19 protein-coding genes are annotated in these 22,731 nt (G+C 62.5%); 1 reads left to right on the top strand and 18 read right to left on the bottom strand.

All coding sequences use genetic code 11. The features are described from left to right. Positions 1–289: 289 nt before the first annotated feature. The 10 genes from EHS19_RS02945 to EHS19_RS02990 all read right to left on the bottom strand — a co-directional run bounded on the left by EHS19_RS02945 (position 290) and on the right by EHS19_RS02990 (position 10,506). Positions 290–1,726 (bottom strand): alpha-L-fucosidase, encoded by a 1,437-nt coding sequence (locus tag EHS19_RS02945; protein WP_151916313.1) that lies wholly within the window; start codon positions 1,724–1,726, stop codon positions 290–292. A 103-nt stretch (positions 1,727–1,829) separates the two neighbouring features. Beyond that, positions 1,830–2,009: a DUF6903 family protein gene (locus EHS19_RS02950; protein ID WP_151916314.1), complete on the bottom strand. Its 180-nt coding sequence runs from the start codon at positions 2,007–2,009 to the stop codon at positions 1,830–1,832. Continuing rightward, entirely contained in the window at positions 2,006–2,932 is a 927-nt protein-coding gene (locus EHS19_RS02955; RefSeq protein WP_151916315.1) for a carbohydrate ABC transporter permease, read from the bottom strand. Before EHS19_RS02955 ends, EHS19_RS02950 begins: the two co-directional genes overlap by 4 nt. A 15-nt stretch (positions 2,933–2,947) precedes the next feature. Beyond that, positions 2,948–3,880, bottom strand: a complete 933-nt coding sequence (locus EHS19_RS02960; protein ID WP_206666309.1) for a carbohydrate ABC transporter permease — start codon at positions 3,878–3,880, stop codon at positions 2,948–2,950. Positions 3,881–4,221: 341 nt separating this feature from the next. Next, on the bottom strand, positions 4,222–5,559 hold the full coding sequence (locus EHS19_RS02965; protein WP_151916316.1) for a carbohydrate ABC transporter substrate-binding protein: 1,338 nt from the start codon (positions 5,557–5,559) through the stop codon (positions 4,222–4,224). Between the two features lie 429 nt (positions 5,560–5,988). Then, positions 5,989–6,429 (bottom strand): RbsD/FucU family protein, encoded by a 441-nt coding sequence (locus EHS19_RS02970; RefSeq protein WP_151916317.1) that lies wholly within the window; start codon positions 6,427–6,429, stop codon positions 5,989–5,991. Positions 6,430–6,540: 111 nt separating this feature from the next. Beyond that, positions 6,541–7,428: a dihydrodipicolinate synthase family protein gene (locus EHS19_RS02975; RefSeq protein WP_151916318.1), complete on the bottom strand. Its 888-nt coding sequence runs from the start codon at positions 7,426–7,428 to the stop codon at positions 6,541–6,543. Next, positions 7,383–8,369: an amidohydrolase family protein gene (locus tag EHS19_RS02980; protein WP_151916319.1), complete on the bottom strand. Its 987-nt coding sequence runs from the start codon at positions 8,367–8,369 to the stop codon at positions 7,383–7,385. Before EHS19_RS02980 ends, EHS19_RS02975 begins: the two co-directional genes overlap by 46 nt. Further along, the gene (locus tag EHS19_RS02985) at positions 8,366–9,157 is read right to left on the bottom strand and encodes an SDR family oxidoreductase (protein WP_151916320.1); all 792 of its coding nucleotides are present in this window, start codon (positions 9,155–9,157) and stop codon (positions 8,366–8,368) included. The genes EHS19_RS02980 and EHS19_RS02985 overlap by 4 nt, the downstream gene beginning before the upstream one ends. 65 nt (positions 9,158–9,222) lie before the next feature. After that, the gene (locus EHS19_RS02990) at positions 9,223–10,506 is read right to left on the bottom strand and encodes an enolase C-terminal domain-like protein (RefSeq protein ID WP_151916321.1); all 1,284 of its coding nucleotides are present in this window, start codon (positions 10,504–10,506) and stop codon (positions 9,223–9,225) included. Positions 10,507–10,673: 167 nt separating this feature from the next. On the opposite strand from EHS19_RS02990, the gene EHS19_RS02995 reads away from it, so the two are divergent. Continuing rightward, positions 10,674–11,792, top strand: coding sequence for a LacI family DNA-binding transcriptional regulator (locus EHS19_RS02995; protein WP_151916322.1), 1,119 nt, complete (start codon positions 10,674–10,676; stop codon positions 11,790–11,792). On the opposite strand, the gene EHS19_RS03000 is transcribed toward EHS19_RS02995, so the two are convergent. The 8 genes from EHS19_RS03000 to EHS19_RS03035 form a co-directional block, all read right to left on the bottom strand. Then, complete coding sequence (locus tag EHS19_RS03000; RefSeq protein WP_151916323.1) at positions 11,789–13,120, bottom strand: putative ABC transporter permease; 1,332 nt, start codon at positions 13,118–13,120, stop codon at positions 11,789–11,791. The genes EHS19_RS02995 and EHS19_RS03000 overlap by 4 nt on opposite strands. A gap of 55 nt (positions 13,121–13,175) precedes the next feature. After that, positions 13,176–13,709, bottom strand: a complete 534-nt coding sequence (locus EHS19_RS03005) for an FMN-binding protein (RefSeq protein WP_151916364.1) — start codon at positions 13,707–13,709, stop codon at positions 13,176–13,178. 56 nt (positions 13,710–13,765) lie between these two features. Further along, positions 13,766–14,563, bottom strand: coding sequence for an ABC transporter ATP-binding protein (locus tag EHS19_RS03010; protein WP_151916365.1), 798 nt, complete (start codon positions 14,561–14,563; stop codon positions 13,766–13,768). A gap of 179 nt (positions 14,564–14,742) precedes the next feature. After that, positions 14,743–16,107, bottom strand: coding sequence for an ABC transporter permease (locus tag EHS19_RS03015; protein WP_151916324.1), 1,365 nt, complete (start codon positions 16,105–16,107; stop codon positions 14,743–14,745). Between the two features lie 129 nt (positions 16,108–16,236). Further along, entirely contained in the window at positions 16,237–17,628 is a 1,392-nt protein-coding gene (locus EHS19_RS03020) for an ABC transporter permease (RefSeq protein ID WP_151916325.1), read from the bottom strand. A 21-nt stretch (positions 17,629–17,649) separates the two neighbouring features. After that, on the bottom strand, positions 17,650–18,939 hold the full coding sequence (locus tag EHS19_RS03025; protein WP_151916326.1) for a DUF2318 domain-containing protein: 1,290 nt from the start codon (positions 18,937–18,939) through the stop codon (positions 17,650–17,652). A 343-nt stretch (positions 18,940–19,282) separates the two neighbouring features. Then, the gene (locus EHS19_RS03030) at positions 19,283–19,975 is read right to left on the bottom strand and encodes an iron transporter (protein ID WP_151916327.1); all 693 of its coding nucleotides are present in this window, start codon (positions 19,973–19,975) and stop codon (positions 19,283–19,285) included. Positions 19,976–20,100: 125 nt separating this feature from the next. Then, on the bottom strand, positions 20,101–21,888 hold the full coding sequence (locus EHS19_RS03035; protein WP_151916366.1) for an FTR1 family iron permease: 1,788 nt from the start codon (positions 21,886–21,888) through the stop codon (positions 20,101–20,103). Positions 21,889–22,731: the final 843 nt, after the last annotated feature.

Genomic DNA, 22,731 nt, shown 5'->3' on the forward strand with positions numbered 1-22,731 from the left:
AACAGCTCCGCTGTTTGCTTTACGGTGCTGTCCTGACAAGGGGAGCCAACAATATGATCAACGAACTTCTGACACGGCACACTAGACGGCAGCCAATCAGAACATCACAAATGGCGGTATATCAGGGATTCGCGTTGCGCGAATAGCGCACGACCAGCGTACGAATGGTTGCCAATTGGCAACCAACCTGCCATTGCCGAGAACAGCATGTGCCGATGGCAGCCGATCGACGCCCCCTGCCGATCCTCCGAATCGGCCGACTCGTGACATCCGCCGCGGCAAAGAGTCGCTATGCTTCGGCAGCTTCGACCGGGATGACCGAGGCGATCTGAGGGCGAAGACGGAATTCCGGGATGCGCACGGTCAGCCGGCTCGCGGTGACGGGCTCGTCGAAGCGGATGATGCGCTGGTATCCGATCGACTCCTTGTGGGCGATATGCCGACCGTCAGCGTAGATATCAACCATATCGACGCGCTGGCCAACCGTGATGTCCTCGCGAAGCACCACTGCGGCGAGCGAGCGCGGACGATCGAAGTCAAGCACGATCGTCGGCAGCTCATCATGGCAGGTGGGCCGCCACGAAGCGGAATCGGGTGCCGTGCTCAGCAGCGCCGACGGCTCGAATCCGGCCGCCGCACAACGTCGGCATGTGGTTGACGGCGACACGGTCACGCCATCGGTGATCGCACGCGACTTGAAATCGGCGATCAACGCACCCAAGCCGGCGAGCGCCTTCACGTCGGCATCGGCGATGAGACCGGCCGGCGTGGGCGGCACGTTGAGCAGAAACGTGGCGTTGCCGCCGACCGAGGACGCCCAGATGTCGAACAGCTCTTCGGGCGTGCGCACGGCGGCGTCCTCGTTCGCATGGTAGAACCAGCCCGGACGCGTGGACGTGTTGACTTCGGCCGGATACCAGGCGAGCGGACCGTCATAGTCGGCCAATGCGGCGCGCGAGCCGAGGTCCTCCTCATCGGAGCGGACCAGTCGGGAGAACTTGCCGTCGTCGGCCTGCTGCGATTTCGCGGCGGTCAGTTCGGCGGACCGCAGCCGCTCGGGCACAACGCTCCATTCGTTCTCGCGCGTGTGTCCGGCCTCGTTGCCGCACCAGCGCACGTCGGGGCCGGACACGCAGATCACGGCCTCGGGCTGCAAGGCGCGAACCACGTTGTAGTAGCGTTGCCAGTCGTACTGCTGCTTCTTGCCGTTGGGGCCCTCGCCGCAGGCGCCGTCGAGCCAGACGGCGAAGATCGGCCCATAGTGGGTGAGCAGTTCGATCAGCTGGTTGACGTAGAAGTCGTCGTAGTCCTTGCCGGAGCCGTAGGTGGCTTCGGTGCGGTCCCACGGGGAGAGGTACACGCCGAACTTGAGCCCGTGGCGACGGGCCGCGTCGGAAACCTCGCGCACCACGTCGCCTTCGCCGTTCCTCCACGGACTGGAGGCCACTGAATGCTTCGTGTAGCGCGACGGCCACAGGCAGAATCCGTCATGATGCTTGCAGGTGAGGATCACCCCGGTCATGCCCGCCGCCTTGAGCGCGCGCATCCACTGGTCGGCGTCGAAGTCGACCGGATTGAACAGCGCCGGGTCCTCGTGGCCGAGTCCCCATTCGCGATCGGTCATCGTGTTCATGCCGAAATGGGTGAAGGCGTACATCTCCATGCGCTGCCAGTCGAGCTGGCGTCGCGCCGGGCGGATATTCGCGAGGTAATCCTCGTTGAGCATGTTCCTCTTTCCTTTTCCTATTCTGCGGTTGCCGACTTCCGCTGCGGTTGCCGATTTCCGCTGCGGTTGCCGAATATGCCGGATTTGCGGCGGCCTGCGGGCGCTACTTGCTGGAGTGGTTGTACCACCAGAGCATGAACACCACGCCGACCAGTCCGACGCATTCCAAGCCGAGCGACGACCATGATGTGGTCTTGGCACCGATGATCGTGATGATCACGAACACGACATACAGTACGATCTTGAACGCGGCGAGCAGACCGCGACGGGTCTTGTCACTCATTTGAGGCCTCCCATGGTCGAGGTTTGCAGCAGCTTCTTCTGCACGATCGCGTAGAAGATGAGCACGGGCACCATGACGATCACCATGCCGGCGTACAGACGGCCGTAGTTGGTGGCGGCCTTCTGCGTCTGCATCAGGTTGAGCAGGCCGACCTGGATGGTGCGGTTGTCGCCGGTCATGAGGGTCATGGAGATGATGTAGTCGTTCCAGTAGCTCAGGAAGTTGAACAGCATCGACATCGAGATGGCGGGCATGGCCATCGGGAAGAAGATGCGGGTCATGATCGTGAACTGCGAGGCGCCGTCGATCAACGCGGCCTCCTCGAAGTCCTTCGGGATCGAGGCGAAGAAGTCCTGCAGCAGGAACACGGTGAACGGCAGTGACGTGGCAGCGTAGACGATGGCGAGCATCACCGGGTTGTTGACGAAGAAGCCGTCCGGGAAGATCTCGTACAGCAGCTTGTCGGCGTCGACGAGCATCAGGAAGATCGGCACGACGATGTAGTTCACGTTGATGAACAGGCCACCCTGGATGGCGATCTTCAGGATCTTCTTGCCGGGGAAGTCGAAGCGGGCCATCACATAGGCGCACGGCAGGGCGATGATCAGCGACAGCACGAGCGCAAGCGCGGTCACGAAGACCGACGTGCCGAAGTACTGGCCGAGGTTCGCGTCGACGAACGCATCGACGAAGTTCTGCCAGTGCAGTCCCTTCGGTAGCGTCCACGGGCTGCCGTAGAACTCGCTTTTGTCTTTGAACGAGGCGAAGAACACCCATACGACGGGGATGAAGATGGTCAGTGCGGAGATGACCAGCACGATCTGGCCGATGGTGCGGCCGACCGTCCACGAGTTGGCGGAGCCGCGCGCCTTGGCGGGCTTGAACGCCGACTGCTTTGCTTTGGTGGTTGTTTGCGACGACATGATGTGCGGCCCTCCTTACAGCTGCTGGACGATCTCGCGCTTGGTCACCTGGCTGACGACCAGCGACAGGATGAAGCTGAACAGGAAGATCACCACGCCGATCGCCATGCCGTAGCCGTAGGTCGAGTTGGTGTACGCCTGCTGGTACATATAGCCGAGAATCGTCTGCGAGGCGCCGTCGGGGCCTCCGTTGGTCATGGCCGTGACGAGCACGAAGCTCAGGTTCACGGAGCTGATGATGAAGAACGTGAGCGTGGTGCGGATGTTCTGCCAGATCATCGGAATGGTGATCGAGAACAGCTGACGCACCTTGCCGGCGCCGTCGAGCTGGGCGGCCTCGTAGAGGCTGCGGTCCACGCCGGCCATCGAGGACATGTACATGACCATGTAGTAGCCGAACGACTGCCACACCATCGCGAAGGCGATCGAATAGATGACGATCTTCTGATCGCCGAGCCAGACGCGCTGCAGCGCGCCGAGACCGAGGAAGCCGAGAGAGCCGTTGAGCAGACCGTCCTTCTGATCGTAGATCGCGGAGAAGATGGCGGCGATGACGACGGCGGAGAGGATCGACGGCACGTACATGACGAACCGCAGGAAGCCCGATCCGATGATCTTGTCCTGGGTGAGGATTGCCGCGAAGATGATGGCGATCGGCATGGTGATCGACGTGACGACCACGAGCAGCAGAATCGTGTTTTGGCTTGCGTGCACGAAGTTCATGTCGTCGGCGAGCGCCTTGAAGTTCGCAAGGCCGACGAATTTGGAATCGTCGGAGAAGCCGCTCCATTTGAACAGTGACATGCGGAACACGTTGATCGTGGGCACGATCATGAAGATGATGAACAGAATCGCGGTCGGCAGGGCCCACAGGAAGCCGAACCTCGCCCGTTTCCGGTCAAGTACGGTCTTCTGGCCCTTTCCCTCGCGAGGTTTCGATGACGCCATCGATGTCTCCCGGCTGATGTGTCCCGGCATCTGCAAGGAGGTCGGGACGAATGGTTGTCGATGAAAAGGTTGCGAAGTATTCAGTTAGTTGGTGGTGCAACAGTGAGGCGGCGGGCGGTCTGCGGGAGCCCGATCGGTCGAATAGGAGTAGGAAAAAGACCGACGGGGCTCTCCAGCCGTCCGCAGCAGGTCCGTTATGGTCGGCTTGTCGGTCGATCGACGGGCAACCATCGACCGACCGACTCGCCTCATGACGGATGATTCAGTTATCTGATTCAGTTATGCGCGATCGGTGCGTGCAGTGTTGCAACCGCGGCCGACGCTGTTTGACGCCGGTAGGCTCACTGGCCGGAGGCCGCGTTGAGCGCGTTGCTGGTGTCGTTGAGCGCGTTCTGCCAATCGGTCAGGCTCTTCTTGCCGGAGGCCACCGAATCGACGGCCGTGTACAGGTCGTCCTTGATGTTCTTGCCTTCGACGGAGGCGGTGGTGGAGAAGGAGCCGGCCACGGCCTTGACGCCGTCCTCGTTGTAGGCGTCGTAGAACACCTTCATCGTCGGGTCGACCTTGTCGGTCATGCCCTTGATCGGCTGGACGGCACCGGTCTTGTTGAAGATGTCGGCCGCCTTGTCGGAGTACAGGAAGGCCATGAACTTCTTGGCCTCATCCTTGTGCTTGGCCTTGGACGGGATCCACACGCCTTCGATCGTGGTGTTGATGTAACGGGTGCCGCCTTCCTTCGTGGTCGGGACGGGCGCGAAGCCCCACTCGAAGCCGTCGGTGCGCGGCGCGTCCTTCATCTCGTTGACGATCCAGGTGCCGTTGGGCATGAACATGGACTTGCCGTCAAGCACGGACTGCTGGTTCTTGGTGAAGTCCTGCGAGTTGGCGTAGCCGACGGTGTTCGGGTTGAGGTACGTGGTGACGAGCTTCTGGACGAGAGTCAGGGCCTCCTTGGCGTCGTCGCTCTTCCAGACATCCTTCTTGTAGGTCATGATGTCCTTGTAGAAGTCGTCGCCGCCGATGTCGGCCAGCAGCGCGTTGAAGAAGGCGTCGAAGTAGCCGGAGGTCGGGTAGGTGAACAGCGAGATGCCCTTGGCCTTGGCCTCGTCACCCAGCTTGAAGAACTCGTCCCACGTGGTGGGCACCTCCCAGCCGTTCTCCTTGAGCAGCGTCTTGTTGTAGACGAGACCGGACGGCGAGTAGTACATCGGCATCAGGTAGGTCTGATCGTCGCCGTAGGGGTTGGTGTACAGGCCGATGATGCCGTCGACGAGCTTCTCCTTGACGGTCTTGGACTCGCCGGGGATGGTCATGTCGAGCACGTCGGTGACGTTTTCGACGGCCTTGTCCTTGAGCATGGTCTCGGTCAGACCGGACTCATTGCCCTGGCCCAGCTCGATGATATCGGGGTAGTTGCCGGCCTTCATGCCGGGGGTGATCTCGTCGGCAAGCTTCTTGGACGTGGTCAGCTTGATCTCGACGTTCGGGTTGATCTTCTCGTATTCCGCGACGACGTCCTTATACATCTGGACGCCATAGCCACCCTCGAACGCGGCGAACTTGAGCGTAACCTTGCCGCCGTCGGCGCTGTTCGATCCGCCGCATGCGGCCATCGACATCATCATGGCGCCCGCGCCAACGACTGCGACGATCTTCTTTGCCATAGCGATGGTTCTCATCTCTGTGGCCTCCTTGTCTCTATGTCGGAATGGGGAACCGGCTCTCACCCCGCTCCCGGATGCTGTGCGCATCTGTACCTCTGTGTACAGCTCCTAAGTGTACATCATGTTTCATGAAAAGTGAAATTTGATTACGTGTCTTCCGAAAATTTCGTAACAGACATGGCTTCGCGCGGCAACGCGTGACCATATCGCATGGCCGCACGCTGCCGCGCTGCTTCACTCAACATTGGGGAACCCGTTCAGAACGAACGTGCCGCCGACGATACGACGCAGATATTGCGACGATGTGTCGCGTTGAATACGCTATGGAAAACCGAAGGGGGCACACGCCAGTGGACTGAGTCAGAAATACGTTGACGCACTGACTACTCTCAGACCCGCTCCGCAGACCGACTCAATCCGGCAAGAAGAGGCAGCATACAGACGCTAGTCGAGCACCACGCCCTTGCTGAGCATGATGTTCGCGTACTGCGCGCGCTCCGAAGTGGCGATGACCGCATAGGCCGACTTCGCCTGCTCGTAGAACGCGAACCGCTCCACCGTCTCGAACGTCTCGCGACCGCGCGAATCGTATCGGGACACGATATCGGCGTACCGGTCCCAGATTGGCGTGGCGACCGGGTCGCCGGGCACTACCTGCATCAGCGTAACCGGCTTGGCGACATATCCATCCAACGGCATCAGCGTGAGGATCGCGTCAAGCAACTCCGTCACGCCATGCCCGTCGCAGCGCAGCACCACGGCGTTGCGGCCTACCGAAGCGGCGGGAAAGTTGCCGTCGGCGAGCACGATGCGGTCGCCGTGTCCCATTTCGGCGAGCACCTTGAGCAGCTCCGGCGAGATGATAGGCGGGATTCCCTTCAGCATTGCAACTCCTTTGATCTGATCACGAAATGACAGGAATACGATCTGCGAGGCCCGTTTCGCATGCCAACTCGCATGCCAACTCGCGGGCCGACTCGTCTGGCGACACGAAAACTAGGCGAGTATCCGCGCGATGGCGGCACGCTGTGATTCGCTCAACGCCACCTGCGGTTCGCGGATGGATGTGTCGATCGGCAGCCCTTTGACGCGCACCGCCTCCTTGATCGCGGAGATGAACAGGTCCGCCTGATCGTAGACGGCCATAAGCGACGAAATACGCCGAGCGCACGCAATCGCGCGATCATAGTCGCCCGATTGCCATGCGCGGTGCATCGCGACGAACGTCTCCGGCTCGACGTTGGTCAGTCCACACAATACGCCGTTGCCGCCGGCGATCCGGTTCGGCACATAGTATTCGTCGAATCCGGACAGCACGGCGAAATCAGGATTCACCTCGCGCACCGCGGCGATCACCTTGCGGGTATGGCTGATCGTATCGACGGTGTCCTTGATGCCGACCAGATTGCGATGCGCCGCAGCCAGACGCGCCACCAATGAGGGATTGAGATCGCTGCCGGTGCGCGGCGGGAAGTTGTACAGCAGCACCGGCATGTCGACCGCGTCGCACACCGCGCCGAAATAGCGTTCGGCAGCCGCGTCGGACGGGCCGAAATAGTAGGGCGACACGGCCACGAGCGCGTCCGCGCCGGTCTGTTCGGCGTATGCGGACAACGCGAGCACCTCGTCAAGGTTCGTGCCGCCAACGCCGACGAGCACCCTGGCACGGCCTGCCACCCGCTGCACGGCGAAATCCACGGCCTGCTGCTTGAATTCCAGCGGGTATGCGTAAAATTCGCCGATGCTGCCGAACAGCAGCACGCCGTTGATGCCGGCCTCGACCAAGTGGTCGAGATGCCGGCCCCACAGTTCGGCGTCGATGTCGCCGGCCGCCGTGGCTATCGTGATAGAAGGGCAGAACACGCCTTCAAAATCAGTTCGCATGATTCCTCCGAATCGTCGTCGATATGGTTGATGGTGCCGGCCTCGCCGACCGCGCCGATGCCGCCTGTCTCTCCGATGCCACTGGTCTCCTCGATGCGTGCGGCGCGGGCGCGATCGGCATCGCCGATGCCGTACACACGAGCAGCCGCGTCGGCGAACAGCGTCTTATTGACGCCCTCCTCGTCGAGCAGCGTTTCCAGATGCTCCGCGAACGTCGCATAGGATTCGACCACGGGCCAGTTCGAGGCGTACATGCGCCGGTCGCCGAACGTTTCGCGCGAGAACGCCAGCAGCTCGCGCACGAATCCGCGATCGGCGGTCGGGTATCCGGAGACCTTGAGATAGGTGGTCGGCACGGCGGCGAGCCGCTGCATGACGCGCCGGTATTCGCCGTCGAAGGTTGCCGGCGTGACGTTGCCCATGTGATCAAGCACGATCACGGTTTGCGGCGACCGCTCATGGGCCTCGGCAAGATCGGCGAGCTCCCCGCGGCGCACGCATGCGTCGAACGGCAATTCCGCACGGCCAAGCGCCTCCAATCCCGCAATAAAACCGTCGGCAAGGCACCGACCGACCTCGGAGGACGGCACATGGAGCGGGTCGCGCACGCCGGCGGCCAGCAGCGGCACGCGCATGGCGCTACCGGCGCAGACATCGGCGCGCATGACCTTCGCCAGCCACCGCCGATCGCCATCGGCAGCGATCAGCCTATCCTCCTGAAGCGGATCGTCACAATCGATCTCCACGTATACGGCACCCACGAACCGGACGCCGAGCCGCGCGAACGGACGGTAGCATGCGGCGAGCTCACCGAGCGTGAACCGCCGGTTGAGCCGCGAATCGGCTGCATCAAGCCACGGCATGCGCTGCCTGACCGGGTCCCAGACGTGCACATGCGCGTCGATCACGTCAAGTGCGGCATCGCCGAGCTCCCCGGTCACGACAGCGCCCGATCGAGATGCACGTATCCGCCATCGACGACCACCCACTGACCGGTGGTGTGCGAAGCGCGGTCGGACAGCAGGAATGCCGCGGTGTCGGCGAGTTCGTCGGTGGTGGTCATGCGGTGCCCGAGCGGAATCTTGCCACAGATCTTGTCGAGCTGACGCTGTTGCGCGGCCTCGTCGCCGAACGTGGTGATCCACTTGGCATACAGCGGCGTCCACGCTTCGGCGATGACCAGTGCGTTGACGCGCACGTCGTCGCCGGCGAGCGCCGCCGCCCATTCTCGCGTAAGCCCCAGAATCGCGCCCTTGGCAGCCGCGTAGGCGCTGGTCTTGCCCTGGCCGGTGAGCGCGGTTTTCGAGGAGATGTTGAGGATCGAGCCCTTCGATTCGCGCAGGTAGGGCACGCAGCGATGCGCGAGTTCGTAGTAGTGGGTGAGGTTGCCGTGCAACGACTGCTCGAACTGCTGCCAGGTCGTGTGGTCGAGATCGAGGTTGTCGTTGCGGCCGGCGTTGTTGACCAGTCCGTCGATATGGCCGAATTCCGCAGCCGTCTGTTCGACGATCGGCGCGATGCCGTCGGTGTCGTTGAGGTCGAGCAGGTGGGTGCGGTAGGTGTCGGTCACGGCGGCGATGTCGTGGTTGAATTGGTCGAGTGCGTCGTCCGATCGGTTGATGACGACAGGGATGGCGCCCTCTTCGGCCAGTCGCATGACGATGCCCTTGCCGATGCCTTTGAAGCCGCCGGTGACGATGATGACCTTCCCGTTGAGATGCAGGTCCATGATTCTCTCTTTTCTTGGTCTCGTTGCTTGCATGTAGGCGATTGCGCGCGTTCTCAGCCTTGATCTCAGCCCTGATAGAGGTATCGCTTCGCGGTGTCGAGCGTCATGTCCACGCCGGTGCCTGGCGCGGTGGGTGCCTGATAGTAGCCGTTGACGATGCGCGTGGGGTGCACGAAGTACTCATGCTGGTTGTCGACGTATTCGATCATGCGGCCGTCGGTCGTGCCGGATACTGCCAGATAGTCGAACATCGCATAGTTGCACACCGCCTCGCACAGGCCGATGCCTCCCGCGTGGGGGCAGACGCGCACGCCGAACTTGTTGGCCAGCAGGTATTCGAGCACGATCTCCTGCGGGCCGGCAACGCGCGTGGCGTCGATCTGCATGACCTTGAACGCGCCCGCCTGCAGGTACTGCTTGAACATCACGCGGTTCTGCATCTGCTCGCCGGTCGCGACGGGGATCGGGTCGATGGCCTTCTGGATGGCGGCGTGACCAAGCACGTCGTCCGGGCACGTGGGCTCCTCGACCCAAGCGAGGTCGAAGTCGTGGAAGTGGTTGATCCAATCGATAGCCTGAGGAACGTCCCATACCTGATTCGCATCAACGGCGAGCCGCACATCGGTGCCGATCGTCTCGCGGGCCAGTGCAAGGCGGCGAAGATCGTCGCTGAGATTCTGCCCGACCTTGAGCTTGATCTGCTTGAATCCCTTGACTTCGGTCTCCTCCTTGGCGATGGCGACCATCTTCTCGTCGCTGTAGCCGAGCCAGCCCGCAGCGGTGGAGTACCCCGGGTAGCCGACGGCGAGCAGATTCGCCTCGCGATCGGCCATGCCGGCCTTGCCGCGGCGCAGCATCTCGACGGCCTCATCGGGCGTGAGCGCGTCGGTCAGATAGCGGAAATCAAGCGTGGAGACCAGCTCCTCGGGCTCCATGTGCGCAAGCAGTCTCCACAACGGCATGCCGGCGCGCTTGGCCTTGAGATCCCACAGTGCGCTGAGAACCGCGCCGATCGCCATATGTTCGACCCCCTTTTCGGGGCCGAGCCAACGCAGTTGGGAGTCGTGGACGAACAGGTTCCACGCCGCCTTCATGTCGTCGAGCAGATTCTCGACGTTGAGGCCGATGAGCGCATGCGACAGCGAGTCGATGGCGGCCACGACCACATCGTTGCCTCGTCCGATCGTGAACACGAAGCCGACACCTTCAAGACCGTCGTCGGCGCTGGTGGAGATGACCACGTAGGCGGACGAATAGTCGGGATCCTTATTCATCGCATCCGAGCCGGACAGCGTGTTCGACGTAGGAAATCGCAGATCGTATGTCGTTACGTTGGTGATGGTGCTCATTGCGGCTCCTTTGCCATAAATCGATGGGTGCGGTGCTGACTTCCATCATACACAACAATGCGAAATATTCGTCATGCGTTTCGTAATTTTCGTAAACCATGTAACAATATCATCCGTATAATGGACCACAGCAACGCCGCACCCTCGATCAGCAACAAAGGATGACCATGAAGGAAACCGCAGCACACCGCGACAATGGCGTCGACGACAACAGCACAGCAGTCATCGACGACAGCGCCGACAACAGCGTCAGCGCCGATGCCGACACCGATGCCAAGCGCCCCCAGCTCGGCGAGGTCGCCCGGCGAGCAGGCGTGTCCACGGCAACCGTGTCCCGGGTAATCAACGGCCGTGAGGGGGTCTCCGCCGCGACACGCCGCAAAGTCGAGGAGACCATGACGATCCTCGGCTACAACAAGCCGCTCGTGAGCACCAAAACCACCCAGACCATCGAGCTGGTACTCACCGAGGTCATGCCCAACGGCACAACCGCCATGATCGCCGCGGCCAGCAGCTACGCGCAGCAGCTCGGCATCGGCATCACCATCACCCAGACCGGCCGCGGCGGACGCAACGCGGAGAACTTCCACGAGGTGCTCGACCGCAACCCGCTCGGCGTCATCGTCCTGTTCTCGTCGGTGACGCAGCGCGAACAGGAGCAGCTGCGATCCCGTTCCATACCGTTCGTCATCATCGATCCGGTCGGCGACGTGCCGGCTTACACGCTCGGCGTGGGCATCGACAACTGGACCGGCGGTCTCGTCGCCACCGAGCATCTGATCAAACTCGGACACCGGCGCATCGGCATCATCACCGGACCGGAGGATTCCGAATCATCCCAGGCGCGCTACAGCGGATACATGTCTGCATTGCGCCGGGCGAAAATCGAACTCGACCCGCGGCTGGTCGCGCACGGCAACTATCTGCCGGAGCTCGGATACCAGGCCGCATGCACGCTGCTCGACCTGCCCGAGGACGAGCGGCCGACCGCGATCTTCGCATGCAACGACCTGACCGCGGTCAACGTCTACTCAGCGGCTCGCGAACGCGGCATCAGGCTGCCCGAGGAACTGTCGATCGTGGGATTCGACAACGTGTACCCGTCGCAATACCTCTTCCCGGCGCTCACCACCATCAACCAGCCGTTCGATCTGATCACGCGCAAGGCGATCGACATGATCCTCGACACGCGGGCGGGCAAGGCGGTGGACCACTACAGCATCCTGCCCACGAATCTGGTGGTGCGCACCAGCACCGCCGAGCCGCACAAAGCCGACGCCCGCTAGAAGCGGCCCGCCTTGGACGGGTCCAGATGCATGGTCTGGAAGCGATTCGCCATGAAATCGTTGCTGAAATACGTCTCGAAGAACCGCGCGGCCGGCGAGTCCTGCGGCATGCCGGCAAGACGGGAATACCAGGCGTCCAGCGAGAGCAGCGTCATCACCGAATCAAATACCATGAATGCGAGGCACACCAGCGTCAGCGTGTAGCGCACCCGCCACGGAATCCGCTGAATCAACGCCAGCAGATGCGGCAGAATCAGCTTGATCCATGCCAGACCGAGCAGCCCCCAGAAGAACATGTACTTGCCGGACGTGCGCCCGTCGATCGATAGCCACTGACCGGTGTAATCCCACGCCGTGATGCCGAACGCGACTTCCATGAACCAGCTCGTCAGGTATTCGAACGTGCCGCCGATCACCGCGCTTGCGCAGAAAATCAGCAGCCAGTTCGCACGCCACAGTCGGTTGAGCAGCACGGTCAGCAGCAGCGCGCCGAACCCGTAGATCGGCGAGAACGGCCCCCACAGCAGCCCTGCGCGATCCTGCCACTCGTGCGAGGTGACCAGGTGGAACACGGTCTCGACGCCCAGGCCGAACACGCAGCCGACGACAAACAGCCAGAACAGGTTGAAGAAGTCCAGCGACATGTAGCCTTTGCCGGTCAGATCGCGCCCCGGCATGCCCTTGGCGAGCGCCCGCTCGTATGCGCTGCGGTCGTTCATGCGCCACAGCGCGGTCTGGAGGCGTCGCTCCTCGCGCAGCGCAGGGTCGACGCTCACCGACAGCGCGACCAGAATCACCAACTGCACGATCGGCGCGAACAGCGACGGCCTGAGTCCTTCGAGCGCGACCGTGAGCAGTCCTTCGGCGATGGTGAGCGGGATGAGCGCGTAGATCCAGCGGGCTGCGTGGCGGCGGCGATTGCGGATGAGCAGTATGCCGAACACCATGAGAATGACGGTGGTGACCGTGCCGACGATCGCGGACAGCCAGCTGAGCGTGGTCGTCAGGCCCGGGGTGCCGATGTCGAGACCCGGTATCGCCGCAGTGCCGCCGCTGAGCAGGCCGCGCACGATGCGAATCGCCACGAACACGATCACCGGGATCGTCAGCGCACCCTGAATGATCAGCAGAATGCCGTAGATGCGGGTGATCAGCGGCAGCCGCTGGTCGTCGATGTTGACCACACCGTCGCCGTTGGTGTCGCCGCCCGTGTCGCCGGGGATGGGGGCCGGGGTTACGTGGGCCGGGGTTACGTGGGCTGGAGTTGCGGATGCGGACGCGGCGGCGTTCGCAGATGGCGCGGCATCGGTTCGATTCGGTTCGCTCATACCTCCACGTTACCGGCAGTGGACTACCGAGGCTGAGCGCCGCGCGACCTGCTCGCTACTGGATCGAGGCCTGCTCGCGGGCGACCTCAAGCGCCTTGTTGAAGGCGTCGGACGTCCAGCTCGCGCCGGCGACCTTGTCGACCTTGAGTCCTTTGAGCGGCTTGCCATCGACCACGCCGTTGATGGCCTTGGCGAAATCGTCCTGATGGTTCTTGGAGATCGTGGTGAACGGGTGGCCGACGATCTCGACGTTGGTCACCTTCTGATCGGCGATCGTCAGGTGCACGTCGATCGAATCCTCGCCGACCGGCCCGTACTGGCCGTTGATCGAATACGTGCCGTCCTTGTAGTTGCCGGTGTCCTTCTTCGCGGAGGCGGTCGAATCGGACGAATCGGACGACTTGGAGCCGTTGGAATTGCTTTGCGTCTCGTTCTCCTGCGACTGCTGCGTCTCGCCCGAGTTGCCGGCGTACTCGTCGTTCATCGGCGTGGCCTTCGGCTCGCCGCAGCCGGCAAGCAGCGCGCCCGCCGCAAGCAGCCCAGCCGCAGCAGCGACCGCCGATTTCGTCATTGCATTCGCATCACTCATCATGCCTCCATTATGCCGTGCTATGTCCCAGCCAAGATAAAAAGCTCCGCGCTCCCTCAGTCCTCGCCGCCGGTTTTGGCGGCTTTGGTGGGATCTGCGAATCCGATCGCGGTTTCACCGGACTGCGCGCCCTCAACGGCCGCACCCGTGGACGCCGGACGACCGCCGGCGGCCTCATACGCCTCCCGCGCGCGCTCGTCGTTCCACTTCTCCCCCACGAGCACGCCATGGTTGAGCATGATCTCGCGTTCGGCGCAGCTCGCCACGAGCGCGTCATGCGTGACGACGATGATCGTCGTGCCCTGCTCGTGCAGCTGACGGAACAGGTCGAGCACGATCTTCTCGTTCTTCTCGTCGAGGTTGCCGGTCGGCTCGTCGGCGAGGATCAGCTTCGGCTCGTTGATCAGCGCACGCGCCACGCACACGCGCTGCTGCTCGCCGCCGGACAGCTGGCTGGGCAGATGATGGGCGCGGTCCTTCAATCCCACGCGCTCCAACGCCTCCATCGCCTGCTTCTCATCGACGACGGAATGGTAGTACTGTGCGACCATCACGTTTTCGACGGCGGTCAGATGCGGCACCAGATAGAACTTCTGGAACACCAGTCCGATCATGTTCTTGCGCACGTCGGCGAGCTGCGAGGCGTTGAGATCCTCCAGCTTGCGACCCTCAAGCTTGACCGAGCCCTTCGACGGCGAATCCATGCAGCCGATCATGTTCATCAGCGTCGTCTTGCCGGAGCCGGACGAGCCGACGATCGCAAGCCACTGACCGGCCGGCACGGTCAGGCTGAGGTCGTCCACGGCATGCAGATCGCCGTAGATCTTCGAGATATGGTCGAGTTCAAGCAGCATATCCATGATGATTCCTTTGGTGACGGATGATGTGGAGGGACGGAGCGGTGGCAGCGACAATGGCGGTAGTGCCAGCGATGGCGGCGTAGTGGCTACCCCTCAGCCGGCTGCGCCGCCAGCTCCCCTGACAAGGGGAGCCGAACGAGAAGTCACAAGAGGAGCTGATTGGTGACATGCGACTACTCCTCCCGCAGCACGACGGCGGGGTCGATGCGCGAGGCGCGATGTACCGGCGGCACGGAGGCGAGCACGGCGATCAGCGCGCTGAACAGCACCGAGGCGACGGCGAGCGGCCAGTTGACGTCGAGCGAGCGCTGGAACACCACGCCGGTGAGCACGCGCGCGAATCCGTAGCCGACCGCCGTGCCGAGCAGACCGCCGATCAGGCCGTAGATGGCCGATTCCATATAGAATTCAACGCCGATCGCGGACGAGCTGGCACCGAGCGCCTTGCGCAGGCCGATCTCGTTGCGGCGCTGCGAGACGATCGAGGAGATCGTGGTGGATACGCCGACGAGCGTAAGCACGAGCACCACGATCGAGACGATCCAGAACAACGTCTGCAGCATGGCGATGATGCGCGTGTCCGACGAGGTGATCTTGGTGACCTGCTGCGCTTTGACGTGCATCGAGGTCATGTCGTTGATCGACGTGACGATCGCCTTGAGACCGTCTGCGTCGGCTTCGGACGAATATTCGATGACGTCGACGCCGCGGCTGGCTCCGGTGAGCTTGGTCACGTCGGCGTTGGTCGCATAGATGATCGAATCCTCGCTGCCGCCCGTATCGACGATGCCGGCGACGCGGAATTCGGTTCCGCTCGTATCCATGATGTCGCTGGAGACGCGGCCGTCGCGCGTCGGCTGATCGGACTGGCTGCCCTGATCGGATTGCGTGGACTGATCGGAACCGTTCGCGCTGTTCGATTCGCTCTCTCCCCCGGTCGCGGCGTTCGTCGAGGAACCGCCGGAACCGTTGTCGGAGGCGCGGTAGCCGATGGTGATGCTCCCTCCGATCTTGAGCCCCATCGCATCGGCCACGTCGCGGCCGACCAGCACGCGGCCCTCGCTCGGCCATGAGCCTTCGACGCTCCAATGGTGGTTGAGCGCGCGCACCTGCGCCACATCGATGCCCGCAAGCACATAGGGTGCCGCGTTCACGCGCACGTTCTCGTAGCGGTAGGTGGCGTAGTTGGCTGCCGCCTTGGCTCGGACCATCTCGGTCGTGTGCTCCACCATCGCCTGATCGATGCCGGTGGTGCCGGAATCGCCGGTGCCGGAATCGGTGGTGCCGGAATCGGTGGTGCCGGAATCGCCGGAATCTGCCGACGCAGACGTATCCGCGGCGATCGGCGTTACGATCAGATTCGCGCCGTACGAGCGCATTTCCGCGTTCATCTGCTGCGGCACCGCGATGCAGACCGCGGCAAGGCAGAACAGCGTCGCCGCGCCGACCATCGATGCGATCACGGCCATCACCGCGCGCGAGCGGCGACGGAACACCGCGCCGAACAGCATCCTGAAGAACATGCCGGTGTTGGTCATCGAATCCCTCCCATCAACGCCGCGGCAGCCGTCTGCACGGCAGCATTCTGCACAACAGCAATCCCCACGGCCACAATCGCGGCAGCAACCTGCGCAATCACAACCCGCGCAACAGCGGCGAATCGCCTATCAGCGCCCATGCAGCACCTCCGCGGGTCGCAGTCCCAGAATCGAACGAATCGACGAGATCGACGCGATCAGCACGGTCACCGCCAGCAGCACGAACACGAGCACAAACACCATCGGCCGCATCGTAATGCCCGAACCGAACACCACCTGCCCGACGATCTGCGCCACGCCGGAGCCAAGCAGCGCGCCGGCGAGCGCCCCGATCAGCGAGATCACAGCCGTTTCGGCGAGCATAAGGCGGCTCACAGCGCCATCGGTCGCGCCGATCGCCTTGAGCAGCGCCAATTCGCTGGAACGTTCCGAAATCGAGGCGGCCATCAGATTCGCCACGGCGACCGCGGCGGCGATCAGGCTCAGCGCGGTCATCAGAATCATCACCGCCTGCGTCTTCTGCAGCACGTTGCCCTGCAATGCGGCCACCTGACGCACCTGCTTGGCAACAGCGCCGGGAATGACCTCCTCGATCTGATACGCGATCGAACTCGGGTAGGCGGTGCAATACCACGTCTCCCACTCGTCCTGGCTGAGCGCGGCCGGGTTGCGCGCCGCCTTGCGGGCGAGATCGTTTTCGGGGGTGGTGAGGGCCTTGACTTCGATGCAGTCCACCGAATCGGGCAGGTCGGCGAGCACCTGCGCGGTCGACGACGCGATGTAGACGGCGTTGTTGTCGTCGTCGCCGGAATCGTAGACGCCGGTGATGGTGATGCGCTGGCTGTTGGTCGTACCGGATGCCGTCTTCTTGTGCAGCGTGATCGTGCCGCCCTTCGACACGCCGAGTCGCGATGCGAGCGTGGTGCCGATCACGCCCTGATCGGAGTCGTCCTTGGGCCAGCTGCCGTCGAGCGTCCACCACGAGCGCATGCCCTCGACGCCGACGACCGTGGTTTCGCCGGATGCGAGTTTGAGCTCCTTGTTGAACCAGGTGCCGACCACGGGCGCGGTGATGCCGGCGGCGGAATCGCCGGAACCGGAGGAACCGTCACTAGAACCGGAACCTGCGCTCACCTGCGCGTGAATGTTGAGCTGCGGCGCGAAATTGGTGATGTTGAACGCCCAGAAGATCGTTTTGATCTTCGGCGCGTCGGACTCCTTGAGGAAGGCGGTCGGATCGGCGGCATCGGCGGAGCCGCCCGCCGTGCCGGAATCGCCCGCCGCATCAGCGCCGGAGCCGCCGGTGTTGTACAGGTCGGCGACCACCGCGTCGGATTTCGGCTGCACGGTGATGTTTGAGCCGTAGGTGGACAGCTCGGCGTTGAGCTTGTCGCCCACATCGAAGACGACGCCGAGCATCGCGACCGACACCGTGGCCGACAGACACACGGTGACGGCGATGAGCAGCCGCCGCCGCAGCTGCCGCGTGAACGACCGCGCGATCATTCGCAGAAAGAACATGATGGAGCCTCCTGCCCTATCTCACTGGAAGTGGGCGCTCAGCGCGTCCAGATCGGCGGTTTGGATGGTGATCTTGCCGTTGCCGGTCTTGTATGGGAACGGCACCGGGTTGCATCCGCCCTTGAAGCCGATCGTCGCCAGGTTGATCGCGACCTCGCACTTCTTGCAGATGATCTTGCCGTCCTTCTCGTAGTAGCCGGCGTCGCCGCAGTTGTCGCATGCGTCGAGACCGATGCCGTATGCGCCGCCGTTCTTCTTGATGATGATGAAGCGCATTTCCGTGCCGTCCTTCGCCTTGTACTCAAAGCGATGCAGATGGCCGTCCTCGACCTGACTGAACGGGATCGTGGCGACGCCGTCCTTGAGCGAATAGGCTTCCGGCTCGGACAGCGTGATCGTCTGCGTGGTGGCCGCCACACCGACCGTGAGCGTCGCCGTCACGCCGATCATCGCGACCATGCTCCATGCGGCAGTGGCGATCGCACGACGACGGAACGCCTTATGCCGGCGTGTTTCCGCTTCGTTCAGTCCGGCCGCGGCGACCGCCTTGGCGCTCACCGGCGTGCGAAATCCTGCAATGATCGATGCGACCGCAGGAATGGCAAACACAAAGGTCTGCGTGAGAATCAGCCCGGTGTTGTTGTTGATCGACCAGACCAGCCACATGAACAGCCAGTCGGGGAACATCAGCATGCGTCCCTGCAGAATCTGCAGCAGACCGGTGGCGTGCTGGATCAGCAGAATCACGATCATCGCCAGCACGGCGATCATGAACGGCAGGCGCGCCGCGGTACCGCGCATCGTGCGGAAGATCAGCGCAACGACGACCGACGCGACAACGCCCAGCACAAAGCCAAGCGCGCGCATCAGCATATCCGACGTGAAGATCGGATCGCCGGGCTCCACCCAGATCGTCAGCTGCAGAATCACGTCGGGCAATGCATAGAACACGGTCAGCGCAATGCCGACGGCTGCGATCAGATTCGCCGCGTTCAGCAGCACCGGGCGGCGACGCCAGCCGGAAACCAGCCAATGCGAGGCGAGCGTGATCGCGATCAGCAGTACATCAACCACGACAGCGCACCACAACACCGGATAATTGATGAACGTGCGCTGGTTGATGACCGCGGTCGCACGCAGCGCGGCGAACGCAACCGCGGCGATCAGGCCGAGCAGCAGGCCGTAGAGCCGCCAATACGCGCCGATCGGCTTGTCGCGGCCCTCGCCCACGGCGAGCATCGCGCTCAGCGACATGACCAGCAGTGCGGGAGCCAGTGTTCCCGGCATCACCGCTACGAATTGTTCGAGCATACGTGCCCTTTCCCTGGATGTGCGATGTGTGCGGCGCGTGGTGCGCGCTGCACGATGTGCGATGTGCGATGTGCGACCGCCGCGCTGCGTGCTGCGGTTGCGTGGTTGGAAAAGCTTGATATATCGGCCAAAGCCCCCTCGATATGAGGGGGCTTGATATGGCATGAATATGTGCAATCACGAACAGCCCACCGGGCCGTTCGCTACACAGAGACCGGAATTCGCTCACGCGAATCGCCATCCCGGCTCGCTATCGCTCGCTCCTCGCCTACGAACAGCCCACCGGGCTGTTCGCTACACGGCTCGGCCATTCCGCCGTGGTGAGAAACCGCTTAGCAGTTTCTCACCACTGACGCGGCGTGTAGTTCCAGCCGTCGAAGGTGACTTCGAGGGGCTCGGTCCAGAAGCGGCCCTTGACACCGGTCTCCGGGTCGACGTGGAGCATCCAGCCCTGCTTGGCCGGGGATTCGATCGACAGCTTGAGCTGGTAGGAACCGGCCTTGTCAAGCTTGACGTTCGCGCCGTAGTGCGGGCCGTCGGAGGCGTTCATCTTCATGAACGTACCGCTCGTGGCCTTGCCGCCCTCGACCTCCTTGCCGGTGGACTTGTCGATGATCGTGTAGTTCACGGTCAGATCCGGGATGAAGTCGCCCTTGCCGTAGCCGAGCTCAGTGCCCTTCTCGTTGGCGTGGATGTCGGCCTCGATGTGGAAGCTCGCGTCGGCGGCCTTCAGACCCATCGACGCCGGCTCCATGTCGATCGGCTGGAAGTAGACGGCGCCGACCATCAGCGGGCCGACCTCCTGATCCTGGTTCGGGCCGACCGGAATCTCCTCGAAGCCGGCGCCCGTGTCGGAGCTGTCGGAGCTGTCGGACGACTTATCGGACGAGTTGTCGGCGGAATCGCTGGACTGCGAGGAGTTGTCGGACTTCGTGCTGTCGGAAGCCGCGTTGTTGGAGTTGCCACAGGCGGCGAGCGACACGCTGAGCGCGCCGGCGAGCAGCAGGCCGAGCAGAGTATTGATCTTCTTGCTCATGATTCTCTTCTTTCTGTTGTTTCCTCTGGTGAATGGGTATTCACGATTGGTTTGGTTGGTTTGGTTGGTTTTCAGGGATAAGTCTTGATATTGGATTGGTCCGATACCGGATTGCGGATTGCGGATTACCGGTTCCGATCATCGGCTGCGGCACCGGCTGATGCAGCATCGCCCGATGCAGCCACCGCTGCCGCCGCCTTCGCTTCGCGCTGCTGCTTGATCGTGGAGATCGTGAACAGCACGACCACCGCAATCAGCGCGACCACCTGCGCGGTGATCGTCTCAGCATACGGATACAAGCCAATCCAATCGCTGGTGGGCACCGCCGGCAGATACGTGCCGTCGATCAGATTGCCTTCGATCAGCGCATGCACGCCGCCGCCGGCGAAGAAGACGACCAGAACGGCCATCAGCGCCGAAGTGATGATGAAGAACGGCCGAATCGGAATCTTCACCGACGTGAACCGAATCAGCAGGAACACGACGATCAGCACCGCAAACGCGGCCACCGCACCCAGCATCATGCCGGAGCCGTCGTAGCTCATCGAATAGATCGCCTGATAGAACATCACGGTTTCGGCGCCTTCGCGGAACACCGCGAGGAAGCTCAGCATCGCAAGCGACACCACGCTGCCGACCGTCACATGCCCGGCCGCGGTGCTCACCGCCGACTCGGTCTTGCCTTTGATGTACCTGTTCCACGAGCGCACCGACGACTTCGACAGCATCCAGTTGCTCGTGTAGAGCAGCATGAGCATGGCGATCAGCGCGGTGACGCCTTCGAGAATCTCCTGCTGCGGGCCGTTGCCGCTGAACAGCAGCACGAACACGACGGCGATGAGTCCGGAGCCGATCAGGCCGGCGAGAATGCCCAAGTAGATCCACTTGGTGAACTTCTTGTTGCCCGACTTGACCAGGTAGGCGATGATCGCGGCGACCACGAGAATGGCCTCAAGACCTTCGCGGATGAGCACCAGAAACGCCTGGCCGAACGCCGACGTGATGAACTTGATCACCGAGTTGCCGTTCGCGCCGGAGCCGCTGTCGAGCTTCTTCGCGTCCTCCTTGAGCATCGCCTTGAGGTCGTCGATGAACTTCTTGGCGTCGGTGAGCGGCTCCTTGTTGTTCATCGCCTGGCGGCATTCCTTGAACTGGTATTCGACCTGCGAGACGCGGTTGCCGCTGATCGCGTTCATCACGTTCTTCTCGAAGCCGAGCTTCTCGTAATGCTGGTAGTAGGCTTCGTTGACGAGTTCCACGCCCTTGGCCGCATCGCCGGATTCGTACGCCTTGTACGCGTTGTCGAGGATCGGGGCCATGTCGTTGGCCACGTCGGTCCACGTGCGATTGCCCTTGCCGGTGTTCTTCTTCTTGGCGGCGTCGAGCTGCTTGCGCTCCTTGGCGGTCTGCTCGGCGCGCGCCTTGGCATAGTCCTTGGGGTTGGCAAGGTCGGTGTTCTGGTCGAGCTTTTGCGCGGTGGCGTCGAGCTCGGCGGTCAATGCGCTGGTTTTCGATGCGATGTCGGCATCGTTGCCGGCGGTGTACGCCGAGGTCTGCAGATCCTGGAATTGCTTGATCTGGCTCTGGTAGGTGTCCGCGCCGATGGTGTCGTTGACGACCTTGCCGAAGTTGGCGGCTTCGTACAGCGACCATTGCGCGGACTGGAAGTCTGCGGCAGCACCGGCCGTATTGCCCGACTTGTATTCGGATTGCGCCTTCTGGAGCTGTTTGTCGATCGCCGACGCGACGGCGGACCACGAGGAGTAGTCAGTGGTCGACGTATCGTCGGCGAAGGCCGCGGTTGCGCCGCCCAAGATGGAGGCGACGGGATTGATGTTGGCGGTGGTGCCGGGGAGAAGATTGCTGGGGATGCCGGGGAAAAACGCGGATGCGACGAGACCGAGGCCGGTCATCGCCGCGATGATGAACGTCGTCGCGATGGCGGCGAACGCGGACATCACGCCACGGCGAGCGCGGCGCATGCGCTGCGGGCGCACGGCCGTCATAGCATGAGCCGACTTAGTATGAGCAGGCATTGTGCGATCCGACATGCTGCGTTTCCTCTCTCTCCTGCGCGTTTTCGCGTCGCGATGCGCCAAGCCGCCGGAAGATGTCCTTCCATGCCGATGCGGGCACCGGCATGGGACTGTTTTGCTCCGGTTTTGCTCCGGTTGGCTTGGCCCCGGTTTGGATTCCTGCTTGGGCGCAACGCGGCGGAGTGCAGGCCGCACCCCACGCGCGTCATTAAATTACGATGGAGCGAACCGAAAAAAACAGTCTTGATTTTTGCGTCGTTTTGCGCTATTGCAATGTGGCCGATCTCACTATCGGCGTTTTTCCGCCCTTTTGAGAGGTATTTATATTGTTCAGATCAGGGGCTTACTGTCTCACATGATGAGATTTCCGCGACTTAGGTCGCTCGCACTGCGCTGCGACACGCCGATCACGCCCGCATATCCGATATGCCAACTGACACGCCTCCCAAGTGCCCCCCTAAATTGGTTCGACTCCAGAAAACCGATCACAGCGCCCCGCGCAGCCCGAATCCACCCGAATCCACAGCCACGAAATCAAGTGCAACCGGTTACAACGCATCGCATGGCTACACCCACACCACGCAACGAACTGCAACCGGTCACAACACGACACATGACAAAACCCACAGCCACGCGATCACAAAAAGCCCGATTTTTGCATCGCGTGGCTGCACAACACACCACACAATCCCGCGTAACCGATCACAACAACCGAATCCA

Source organism: Bifidobacterium jacchi (assembly GCF_009078285.1).
Lineage (GTDB): Bacteria > Actinomycetota > Actinomycetes > Actinomycetales > Bifidobacteriaceae > Bifidobacterium > Bifidobacterium jacchi.